This window comes from Pseudomonas sp. 7-41, from assembly GCF_021233075.1.
GTDB lineage: Bacteria > Pseudomonadota > Gammaproteobacteria > Pseudomonadales > Pseudomonadaceae > Aquipseudomonas > Aquipseudomonas veronii.
Window position 1 is genome coordinate 3,444,107 of the sequence record NZ_CP089551.1, and the last position, 11,329, is coordinate 3,455,435.

Genomic DNA, 11,329 nt, shown 5'->3' on the forward strand with positions numbered 1-11,329 from the left:
AACAGGCAATACCTGGCAGGCGTGTGCATATCCATGCCATGAGTTTTCTAACGGCTGCGTTGAGCGAGTCCGGTAAACAGGAGTGAGATTTAATGGCTAGTGAAGGTTCGGTCGCGCCTAAAGAGCGCGTCAATATTGTTTACAGCTCTGACACCGGCGGCGCGCAGGAACAGGTCGAGCTGCCGCTCAAGCAACTGGTGATCGGCGACTTCACCTTGCGTGAAGACGACACGCCGGTTGAAGACCTCAAACCGATCCGCGTCGACAAAGACAACTTCACCGATGTGCTCAAGGGCCAGAACCTGAGCCTGCAGTTGGCGGTTCCCAATCATCTGGCGGAAAACGCGCCGGAGGACGAGCAGATCCCGGTCTCGCTGACCTTCCAGTCCATTCGCGATTTTGAGCCGGATGCCATCGTGGCCCAGGTTCCCGAGTTGCAGCAACTGATCGCCCTGCGGGATTCGCTCAAGGCCTTGAAAGGGCCGATGGGTAACTTGCCGGAGTTTCGCAAGCAGCTGCAGGCCCTGATGAACGATGACGGGGCCCGCGAGCGTTTGCTCTCGGAACTTGGCGTAAAGGACAAGGAATAACCCATGAGCGAAGAAAAGAGTCAGGCAGCGAGCACGACCGGCCAGGCGGTCGAGTCGGTTTCCCTGTTGGATCAGTTGGTGGAAGCGACGCGCGTCAAGCCGGGCGACGAGGCGTATGCCGTCACCCGTCAGGGCCTCGAAGCGTTTGTCACCGAACTGCTCGAGCCGGCCCGGCAGGCCGAGAAGGTCAGCGCCGGGTTGATCGACGACATGATCGCCACGCTGGATGCCAAGCTGTGCCGGCAGGTCGACGCGATCATTCACCACCAGCAGTTCCAGAAGCTGGAGTCGTCCTGGCGCTCGCTGAAGTTTCTGGTCGACCGCACGGATTTTCGCGAGAACAACAAGCTGGAAATCCTCAGCGTGTCCAAAGAGAAGCTGCTCGAAGATTTCGAGGATGCGCCGGAGATCACCCGTTCGGGTCTGTACAAGGCGGTGTACACCGCCGAGTTCGGCCAGTTCGGCGGCCAGCCGTTCGGCTCGATCATCGGTAACTACGAGTTCAACCCCGGCCCGCAGGACATGAAGTTGCTGCAGTCGGTCGCCGCGATTTCGGCGATGTCCCACACGCCCTTCATCGCCGCGGCCGGCCCGCAGTTCTTCGGCATCGACAGCTTTGCCGACCTGCCCAATCTCAAGGATCTGCAAGCCGTCTTCGAGGGGCCGCAGTTCACCAAATGGAATGCCTTTCGTGAAAGCGACGATGCGCGTTTCGTTGGCCTGACATTGCCGCACTTCCTGCTGCGCACGCCCTATGGCGAAGACACGGTCCCTGCCAAGACGTTCCGCTACAACGAGAACGTCGGTGGCGGCAACCAGGACTTCCTGTGGGGCAACGCTGCGTTTGCCTTTGCCAGTCGCCTGTCCGACAGCTTTGCCCAGTACCGCTGGTGCGCCAACGTCATTGGCCCACAGGGCGGCGGCACCGTCGGTGATTTGCCGATCTACAACTACGAGGCCATGGGCGAAACCCAGACCAAGATCCCGACCGAAGTGCTGATTTCCGAGCGCCGCGAGTTCGAGCTGGCCGAGCAGGGGTTTATCGCGCTGACCATGCGCAAGAACACCGATAACGCGGCGTTCTTTTCCGCCAACTCGTGCCAGAAGCCCAAGTTCTTCGGCAATGACAAAGAAGGCAAGGAAGCCGAGCTGAACTACAAGCTGGGCACCCAACTGCCGTACATCTTTGTGGTCAGCCGCCTGGCCCATTACATCAAGGTCATCCAGCGCGAAAACATCGGCACCTGGAAAGAGCGTGGCGACCTGGAGTCGGAACTCAACACCTGGATTCGCCAGTACGTGGCCGACATGGATAACCCCGCCGCCGGTGTGCGCAGCCGTCGCCCACTGCGTCAGGCGGAGATTACCGTCAGCGACGTCGAAGGCGATCCAGGCTGGTACCGCGTCGGTTTGAAAGTCCGTCCGCACTTCAAGTACATGGGCGCGTCTTTCACGCTGTCGCTGGTGGGCAAGCTCGACAAGAGCTGATCGGTAGCGCGAATGGGCAACGCCGCCGTTGCCCATTCAGGTGTTCACCCGAGGGTCATTGCCTCGGCGTTTCCATAAGATGGATTCAACGCAGCGAGACAGGGCCAGAGGCGCTGATCGATGCCTGAAAACTCACTGATTAAACCCGGAGTACACGTTATGCCAATGCCATGCTACTTGAGTATCGAAGGCCAGAACCAAGGCAAGATCGAAGGTTCCAGCACGGTTACCGGTCATGAAGGAAAGATCCTTGTTCAGGCCGTCGAACACCTGATCGATATTCCCAAGAACCCGCAGACCGGCCTGCCGGCCGGCAAGCGTGTCCACCAGGGCATGACCCTGACCAAGGAAATCGATAAGTCTTCTCCAAAGCTGCTGCAAGCCCTGACCTCCGGCGAGCAACTCAAGTCGGTAGTCCTGGAGTTCTATCGGATCTCGCCTAAAGGCACCGAAGAAAAGTACTACACCATCACCCTGAGCAATGCCGTGCTCGTTTCGGCCCGCACCTGGGTGCCGAACGTGTTGAGCCCTGAGTTCAAGCAAATGGGCCATATGGAAGACATCGGCATCACCTACGAAAAAATCGTCTGGACCTGGGTGCCGGACGGTATCGAAGCCGAAGACTCGTGGTTGGCGCCAAAAGCGTAAGCCCGGCTCGACGGTTCAATGCCGCCCTGGTCCAGGGCGGTGTTCTTGTTATTGCAGAAGGTACACCGCGTTGAGAGAAAAGCGATTGCTGGAGCGCATCACAAGCCTGCAGGCCGAAACCGGTCGCACGCACCTGACCCAGGCTGAAGTGTTGACGCAGTCGATCGTCCAGCATCTGCAACGCATTTTGAATACCCGGCGCGGCAGCGTGCCGATTGACGCCGAGTTTGGCGTACCCGACTTCACCAATCTGGCCGGTTCGTTTGCGACCGGCGAGACCACGCAAATAATCGAGAACATGACGCGCATGATCGCCCGCTACGAGCCTCGCTTGAAATCGCCGCGCATCCTGGTCGCCGAAGGTGCCCAGGAAGTGTTGTCGCTGAGTTTCAGTCTTGAGGGCGTGGTGTCGATCGACGATCGGGACATTCCTATTCACCTGGCAACGCGTGTGTCTTCGGACGGTCGCGTGTCCCTGGCGATGCACTAAGTCATGCTCAACAGCCATTATCAAAGTGAACTCAACCAACTGCGGCGTCTGGCCGATGAGTTTGCCCGCCGCAACCCGGCCCTGGCGCCGCTGCTGGGGGTGGACTCGGCCAATGACCCGGACGTCGAACGCTTGCTCGAAGGCGTGGCGTTTCTCACCGGGATGGTTCGCCAACGGTTGGACGACGAGTTTCCCGAGTTCATTCAAGAGTTGGCGCAGCTGCTCTATCCCCATTACCTGCAACCGTTGCCCTGCCTGACGCTGCTGCAATTTCAGCCGCGCACGGCATTGCAGGAGGTTACGCGTATCGAGCCCGGCTGCGAAATTGCCTCGGTGCCGGTCGATGGCCAGCGCGTGCGCTTCAGCAGCACCGCGGCGGTCGACCTGGAACCGTTGCAACTGCTCGGCAGCCGCTGGGACGGCGGCGCCGGTGAAGAGCGCAGCCTGGTCCTGGACTTCGCTTTTACCACCGCTGACCCGAATAGCTGGCTGGCCGACAGCCTGCGTTTCTATCTGGGGGATGGCCTGGTCGATGGCTCCAAGTTATTGCGTCTGTTGCAGCTCAACCTGCGCGAGATTCGCATCTCTGCGCAAGAGCAGCCCATGACGGTATTGCCGGCCAGCCATTTGCGTGGCCTGGGATTCGATGCGAGCAACGCCTTGCTGCCGTTTCCCGATACCGCGCACCCGGCCTATCGGTGCCTGCAGGAATACTTCGCGCTGCCCGAGAAATTCCTGTTTATCGAGCTTCGCGGCTTCAAACAGTGGCGAGCCAGAGGCGCAGACGGGCGCTTCAGCGTGCGCCTGATGTTCGAGAACCTGCCGGACTGGACACCGAACCTGTCGGCCAACAGCTTTTTGCTGGGGGTGACGCCGGCGATCAATCTGTTCGCCCAGGATGCACACCCGCTGCGCATCGACCACAAGCAAGTCGACTATCGCATCCAGCCTGCCGACCATGGCCAGCGCATGAGCATGCGGATTCATTCGGTGCTCAAGGTCAGTGCTTATTCCGCCGGAGGCGGGGAGCGGCTGCTGGAACCGTTCAATACCTTCTCGCAGCGCGACACGTATAACCTGCGCATCCGCGCCTCGAGTATCGATGCCCAAGGTTATGACCACTATCTGAGCCTGCCCTACAGCGAAGGCAAAGTGCCGGGCGAGATGACCTTGTCCATCGGCTTGCTCTGCACCAATGGCAAGCTGCCGGAAAGCCTGCGCCTGGGGGATTTGAACCAGCCCACCGACAACACGCCGCCCAGGGTCGAGTTCAAGAGCATCCGTGGCATCACACCGTGCCAGCCGCCCAAGTTCGACGACAAGTTGCTGTGGCGCATGCTCTCGCAGCTCAATGCCAACCACTTCCGCCTGGCCGATCGCGACTACCTGCGCGGGCTGCTCGCGCTGTATCTGCCGAGCGTCGGCGAAGGGGCCCAGGATGCCAACCAGCGGCGCATCGATGCCATCGAAAAAGTCACCGTCAGCCACGAGCGGCGTTTTATTCGCGGGCTGCCGATCGAAGGCAGTGTGGTCCGGGTCGAGTGCCGGGGCGACTATTTCCTCAGCCCCGGCAATTTCTACCTGTTCGGTTGTGTGCTCGATGAATTTTTCGCCGGCTGTACGGCCATCAACAGCTTTACCGCCTTCACGCTGTTCGACAGCGTCAACCACGAGACCTTGAAATGGCCAGCGAAGATCGGGCACCAACGCCTGTTGTGATCGATCCGCTGCTCGATGACGGCGGCGAGTTCGGGTTTTTCCAGGCCTTGCGCCTGTTGCGCCTACGTTTCCCGAGCGAAAAACACTTCGTCGACAACGTGCGGGTCCGGCCGCGGCTGGGGCTCGGGTTTCCGCTGCGGGATATCGAAGGGATCGAGCAGGACGACGACGGTCGTTATCGGATCGAGGCCAACTTCTTCGGGCTGTATGGCGTCACTTCGCCGTTGCCGACGTTTTACACCGAAGACCTGATCGACGAGCAACTGCTGGGCCATTCGGCGGGACGTGACTTTCTCGACATCCTGCATGCCTCGCTCTATCCGTTGCTGTTCCGTGCCTGGGAAAAGCACCGGATCTGGATCGACATTACCGAGCGGCGCGACGTCAAGAGCCTGCGTCAGTTGCAGGCGCTGATCGGCATTGCGGATGCGCGTCCGGAGCAGCGCGATCAATCCACCGATTTGCTGCGGTATGCCGGGTTGTTCAACCAGTACCCGCGCTCGGCCCTGGGGCTGCAGCAGTTGGTCAAGGCGGTACTCAGCGATGTGACGGTGGAAGTCGTGCCGTGTGTCGAGACGCGCCTGCGGATCGACCGCACGGCACGCACTTACCTGGGCATGCAGTGCGGGGTGTTGGGCGAAAACAGCCTGCTCGGTCGTGAAGTCATGGACCGCAGCGGCACCCTGGATATCCGTCTGACGTCACTGAGTACCGAGCGTTTTCACGGGTTATTGCCGGGGCAGGCGCTGTATCAAAAGCTCGAACGCTTGGTGGGATTGTATTTGCAGACACCGCTACGCAGCCGTCTGGTCATGCGTCTTGCGGCAGATAAGCAGCAGTGCGCTTCGCTGGGCGGCGGCTGGCAGCGGCTGGGCCTGGATACCTGGCTCGGTGACGGAGACACACAGGACGACGTTGTATTCATGCTGACGGCCGAACACGGACCAATGCTCGAAGAGAGGGCTCGCTAGATGATTCAGGTAGAACTCAAACCGCTGTTCGCACGGCTCAATGTGTACAGCACCAAGGCCCTGGAGAACGCGGCGGGCCAGACCCTGGCGCGCGCTCACTACGAGATTTCCCTGGAGCACCTGCTGCGCCAGTTGCTGGAAGATCCGGATGCCGATACGACGCGCATTCTCGCGCGCTTCGAGATCGATCCGATGCGCTTGCGTGCGCTGCTGGATGAGGGCCTGGCGCAGTTGAAAAACGGCAACCCGGGACGTCCGGTGTTCGCTGGCCTGCTCACCGAATGGATTCAGGACGCCTGGCTGATTGCCTCGCTGGTGGTCGGCAGCGGGCGGATCCGTGGCGGTTCGCTGCTGCTGGCGCTGGTATCACGCCTGGGCTACTACAGCGCTGGCACGCGTTACGGCGAACTGCTCAAGCCGATTTCCACCGATGCCCTGACCGCAGAGTTCGCTCAACTGTTGGGCGGTTCCAGCGAAGGTCCGCTGGACAGCCTGCAGACCGGCACGGCCTCTGCTTCGTTGGCCGGCGCCGGCGGCAATACGCCCGCAGCCGAAGACAATATCGCGCGCTTTTGCGAAGACCTGACCGCCAAGGCAGCGGCGGGGCGCATCGACCCGATTTTCGGGCGCGATGATGAGATTCGCCAGATGATCGACATCCTCGCCCGGCGGCGTAAAAACAACCCCATCGCCGTGGGCGAGCCAGGTGTGGGCAAGTCCGCCGTGGTGGAGGGCCTGGCGTTGTTGATCAGCCAGGACGAAGTCCCCGACTTCCTCAAAAACACACGTTTGCTCAGCCTGGATCTCGGTGCGCTGGAAGCGGGCGCCAGCGTCAAGGGCGAGTTCGAAAACCGCCTGCGTGGCGTCATCGAAGAGATCAAGGCCTCCGCCACGCCGGTGATCCTGTTCATCGACGAAGCGCACATGCTGATCGGCGCCGGCGGCGCGGCGGGTGGCTCGGATGCGGCCAACCTGCTCAAACCCGCATTGGCCCGTGGCGAGTTGCGCACCATCGCCGCCACGACCTGGTCGGAGTACAAGAAGTACTTCGAGAAAGACCCGGCCCTGGCGCGTCGTTTCCAACTGGTCAAGCTGGACGAGCCGAGTGTCAAAACCGCAGTGTTGATCCTGCGCGGGCTCAAGGGGCACTACGAAAAAGTTCACGGGGTCAGCGTGCGTGACGACGCCATCGTCGCCGCCGCCGAATTGTCGGATCGCTACATCACCGGGCGCTTGCTGCCGGACAAGGCCGTCGACTTGCTCGACACCGCCAGCGCCCGGGTACGCATCGGCCTGGGCATCAAGCCTGCCGAGTTGGAGCGCATGGAGCGGCAGTTGTCCGGTCTGGCGCGTGAACAGAGCGCGCTGGAGCGCGACCGTGGCAATGGTTTCCCCGTAGAAGACCAGCGCCTGACGGATATCGCCGACGAACAGGCTGAGATTGACGAGCGTCGGGTTGCGCTGGAAGTCCGCTGGCTGGCCGAGCGCGACGCGGCGTTGCGCGTCCTTGAAGCACGCAAGCAACTGACCCTGCAAGCACAGGACCTGCCGGTTCCGGCCGAAGGCGAGGTTGTGCAGGTACTGGCCTCGCTGGAGGAACGTCAGGCCGAGCTGGATCAGGCCCGTGAAACCCTGGCTGCACTGCAAGGCGACGCGCCGTTGCTGTTCACCGAAGTCAGCCCCGATGCGATTGCCCAGGTGGTTTCCGACTGGACCGGCGTGCCGCTGGGCAAAGTGCTGCGCGATGCGGCGGGCGGCGTATTGGCCCTGGCCGACAACCTCAAGACGCGCATTCGCGGTCAGGACACCGCCGTCGAGCAGATCGCGGAAATCCTCAAGGCCGCGCAATCCGGCCTGCGCGATCCGCAACAGCCGTTGGGTGTGTTCCTGCTGGTCGGGCCGTCGGGGGTCGGCAAGACCGAAACCGCTCTGGCTGTGGCCGAACATCTGTTCGGCGGCGAACAGGCGATGATCTCGGTGAACATGAGCGAGTACCAGGAGAAGCACACCGTCAGCCGCTTGGTGGGTTCGCCCGCCGGCTATGTCGGCTTCGGCGAGGGCGGCATGTTGACCGAGGCGGTGCGCAAGCGTCCGTATTCGGTGGTGCTGCTCGATGAAGTGGAAAAAGCCCACCTGGACGTGGTGAACATTTTCTATCAGGTCTTCGACAAGGGCAGCCTGTCCGACGGCGAAGGGCGGCAGATCGATTTCTCCAACACTGTGGTGCTGCTGACCAGCAACCTGGCCACCGAAGAAATCCAGAACCTGTGCGTCGACGGGCGGCCCGACCCGGACACCCTCGCGGAAAAAATCCGCCCGACTCTGTCCCGGCATTTCAAACCGGCGCTGCTGGCGCGCATGACCATCGTGCCGTTCTTCACCCTGGGTGGCGCGCAACTGGCGGGCATCGTGCGCCTCAAGCTGGGCCGGCTCAGCGAGCGTCTGTTGGCTTCGTCGAAAGTCCGTCTGACGTTTGCAGAAGAGGTCGCCGACGCCATCGCCGCGCGCTGCACGGAAGTGGAGAGCGGGGCGCGCAATATCGACTTCATATTGCGTAAGAGCCTGACACCGCGCCTGTCTGACGTCTTGCTCGGGGCGATTGCCGATCAGCGGCCCCTGGCCGGCTTGCATGTGGCGGTGGATGCGCGCGGCGAGTGGGTCATTACCACGCAAGACGTCGATGCGATCAGGTCTTTACCCGAGCGTGAAGCGCTGCTTGAACCCCTAGAGTGACCGCTCGTTTACCGACTGAAGAACAAGGATTGATTGATGGCTCTCAATGATCATGCGCTCTGCACTTTCGCCAGCCTGGCCCCCTCGCTGCTGCTCGAAACATTATGGGTGCAGCAGTGGCAGGGCGAGGAAAAGCTCTCTCAGCCCTATCGCTTCGAGGTTCGGCTGGCCACGATCAATCCATTGTTCGACGACGAAGCGCTGCTGGGCAACCGGGCGGTATTGACCCTGAGCGATGCGTTGGGGCAGCCGCATCCCTATCAGGGCGTGGTCACGGAGGTGGATTATCTCGACGCCGACTCCTTGTATTACTACTACCGCGTGGTGCTGGAACCGCGCTTCGTGCAGTTGCGGCATTTCCGCTTTTCGGAAATCTGGCTGGACAAAAGTCTGCCGGAGCTGATTCGCGACGTGCTCAAGTTGGCCGACCTGACTGTCGAAGGGCCGGGTATGAACGGTTTGCCCGGGGCGGCGTATGACTTCGATATCCGCCTGCCGCTGGCCGATGATCCGCTGACTCAGGCGACGTTTACCTGCCAGTTCGAAGAAACGAGTTTCGCCTTTATTTCACGTCTTCTTGAATATTTCGGCGTGTATTACTTCTTTGAGCAGGGGCCTGACGGCGAGGCGCTGGTGTTCTGTGGCGACCGACTGTACCAGCCGCAACTCCCCAGCCTGCTGACCTATCGCCGCCAAGATTCGGAACTGGATGTAGGCCGGGTCCTGGCGGTGGCGCGGACCTTCGAGCGCAAACTCGTGCGGCAAGCGGCGGGGGTCACGCTCCAGGACTTTTCCGCGAGCAACGCGCAGTTGAAGTTAGAGGTCAATGCTTCGGTGGCAGCTGCCAGCCTTGGCGCAGATGCCTCAACCGCACAACGAGAGGCCGTCTCTGGTTCGTCTGTATTTATCGGCGGGCAAGGGTTGTATGGCGAACACTTCGGTTCGCTCGAACAGGGGCAATGGTTGGCCAATCGCCGCGCCCAGGCCATCGGTTGCCGTCAACGGGAGTTTCATGGCAGCGGTCGAGCCACGGGGTTGCGCGCCGGTTATCCGATGCTGTTAGTCGGCCACCCGCGTCCGCTGTTCAATGCCGGTTATCAGGTAATTGAAGTTCACCACGACGGTTATCAGCCGTTGCCGGGCCTGGGGTCGGAGGGGGAAGGGCCGGGGCAGGGGATCAACACGCGGTTTATCGCCTTGCCCGGCGACGTGCAGTTCCGCGCACCCTGTGTGACACCGCGGCCTTATGTGCAGGGCGTGCTCAGTGCGGTGGTGGATGGTGATGAAGATACCGGTCGGCCGCTGCTCAATGAGCATGGTTGCTACAGGGTGAGTTTCCCGTTCATTCGCGGTGAGAAGAATGCGACGCGTGGTTCGGCCTGGTTGCGTATGGCCACGCTGTCCAGTGGTTCGAGCCACGGCATGAATTTCCCGCTGCTCAAAGGCACGGAAGTGCTGGTTTCGTTCTTGGGCGGCGACCCGGACCGTCCGGTGATCACCGGTAGTGTGCCCAACTCCGAGAATCCCAATGTGGTCACCGGCGAAAACGCGACCCAAAGTGGCTTGAGCACTCCCGGTGGGCATTTGTTTGCGATGGAAGACAGCCCGTCCGGGCCGATGATGAAGATGGGGGCGTCCACCGGTTGTAGTTTTACCTTGGGTGAGGGCGATGTCAGTGGGGCGCATTTGCGCACGGACAAGCATATGCAGCTGGCGTCCAGTTCGTATAAGCATCAGGTGCCAGGTGTTTATTGGCAATCCATAGGGGGAGGGCATGCGCCGGCCCCGGTGGCGGGGACGAGCTCTTCAGAGAGTTTGATGGGTGCCAACTTTAAAGATCGGCTTGCCACTCCCGCAAGTAGCAGCAAGCTTGCCTCCGCGCCAAGCACAACAAATAGCGCATCAGAGAAAAGCGGATTTGATAATTTCAAAGACGCAATAACCAACCCAAAACTGAGCACAAAATTAGACGTTACAACTTCAATGCTTCAATTGAAGGGTGACGTAAATATAGCCAGCGGAAGTCTCTCTCTCTACGGGGTTGGCGTGTCAGTGAAACTTGGATTGGTTTCGCTTTCGGCTGATTACAGTCTGTATAAGAAAAGCGTTGGCAACAGTGCCTGGGAGTATCATAAGGCGAGTATTAAAAATTCAGAATATCTGAAAGGAATGCATATAGTTCGAGCGTCCAACTCAAAGATGGAGTTGAAGAATACAGATATTTACTGCCATGAAAATGTAACTTCATATGAGATCAAGCTGGGTGGGAATAGCATACTTATCAATGCGGCAGGGATTGTCATAAAGTCGGACAAGATTATACATCTTGAAGGCCAGGTGCATGTTACTGGTGATGTTCTTGTGGATGGGGACTTAGAAGTTTGCGGTAACGCCTTTTTTAATAAGTTCATGAGAGTCAGCGGCACTATAGTGGGTGCAACGATCACTTCGGATCAAGTACAGGAATTTCCGTGTTTTGAACTAGCCCCCAGCCCCAGCCTGTTAAGTCTGAAGCTAGCATCACGCCCAAGTCTTGCTGCGGTGAAAGTGGCCGCGGGCGGAGCCAATGCGGTTGTAAACGGCGCCGTTGACCTGCTTGATGGCGCCGCCGATGCGGTCGCGGCAGCGGGCGATGCTGCTGCGCCGCCCGCTGCCGCGCCGTGATACGGAAAAAAAGAGGCGTAAGTTTC

At 60.3% G+C, this 11,329-nt stretch carries 8 protein-coding genes; all 8 read left to right on the forward strand.

Features of this window, described 5'->3' with window-relative positions; all coding sequences use genetic code 11:
- Positions 1–92 precede the first annotated feature (92 nt).
- Entirely contained in the window at positions 93–590 is a 498-nt protein-coding gene (tssB, locus tag LQ249_RS15355; protein ID WP_017849097.1) for a type VI secretion system contractile sheath small subunit, read from the forward strand.
- 3 nt (positions 591–593) lie between these two features.
- Positions 594–2,078, forward strand: coding sequence for a type VI secretion system contractile sheath large subunit (tssC, locus tag LQ249_RS15360; RefSeq protein WP_017849098.1), 1,485 nt, complete (start codon positions 594–596; stop codon positions 2,076–2,078).
- A 159-nt stretch (positions 2,079–2,237) separates the two neighbouring features.
- Positions 2,238–2,726, forward strand: a complete 489-nt coding sequence (locus LQ249_RS15365) for an Hcp family type VI secretion system effector (protein WP_017849099.1) — start codon at positions 2,238–2,240, stop codon at positions 2,724–2,726.
- Between the two features lie 70 nt (positions 2,727–2,796).
- On the forward strand, positions 2,797–3,216 hold the full coding sequence (gene tssE, locus LQ249_RS15370; protein ID WP_226926231.1) for a type VI secretion system baseplate subunit TssE: 420 nt from the start codon (positions 2,797–2,799) through the stop codon (positions 3,214–3,216).
- A gap of 3 nt (positions 3,217–3,219) precedes the next feature.
- Positions 3,220–4,935 carry a type VI secretion system baseplate subunit TssF gene (gene tssF, locus LQ249_RS15375; protein ID WP_104903192.1) on the forward strand — a complete coding sequence of 572 codons (1,716 nt, stop codon included), beginning with the start codon at positions 3,220–3,222 and terminating at the stop codon, positions 4,933–4,935.
- The gene (gene tssG, locus LQ249_RS15380; RefSeq protein ID WP_046383443.1) at positions 4,899–5,906 is read left to right on the forward strand and encodes a type VI secretion system baseplate subunit TssG; all 1,008 of its coding nucleotides are present in this window, start codon (positions 4,899–4,901) and stop codon (positions 5,904–5,906) included. Before tssF ends, tssG begins: the two co-directional genes overlap by 37 nt.
- Positions 5,907–8,639, forward strand: a complete 2,733-nt coding sequence (tssH, locus tag LQ249_RS15385) for a type VI secretion system ATPase TssH (protein ID WP_232565579.1) — start codon at positions 5,907–5,909, stop codon at positions 8,637–8,639.
- A gap of 36 nt (positions 8,640–8,675) precedes the next feature.
- The gene (locus LQ249_RS15390; RefSeq protein WP_232565580.1) at positions 8,676–11,303 is read left to right on the forward strand and encodes a type VI secretion system Vgr family protein; all 2,628 of its coding nucleotides are present in this window, start codon (positions 8,676–8,678) and stop codon (positions 11,301–11,303) included.
- Positions 11,304–11,329: the final 26 nt, after the last annotated feature.

Bases quoted from the DNA above. Each gene is read 5' to 3' on its own strand.
- tssB (WP_017849097.1), top strand. From the start codon at position 93: ATGGCTAGTGAAGGTTCGGTCGCGCCTAAAGAGCGCGTCAATATTGTT.
- LQ249_RS15390 (WP_232565580.1), top strand. From the start codon at position 8,676: ATGGCTCTCAATGATCATGCGCTCTGCACTTTCGCCAGCCTGGCCCCC.
- tssF (WP_104903192.1), top strand. From the start codon at position 3,220: ATGCTCAACAGCCATTATCAAAGTGAACTCAACCAACTGCGGCGTCTG.
- LQ249_RS15365 (WP_017849099.1), top strand. From the start codon at position 2,238: ATGCCAATGCCATGCTACTTGAGTATCGAAGGCCAGAACCAAGGCAAG.
- tssC (WP_017849098.1), top strand. From the start codon at position 594: ATGAGCGAAGAAAAGAGTCAGGCAGCGAGCACGACCGGCCAGGCGGTC.
- tssG (WP_046383443.1), top strand. From the start codon at position 4,899: ATGGCCAGCGAAGATCGGGCACCAACGCCTGTTGTGATCGATCCGCTG.
- tssH (WP_232565579.1), top strand. From the start codon at position 5,907: ATGATTCAGGTAGAACTCAAACCGCTGTTCGCACGGCTCAATGTGTAC.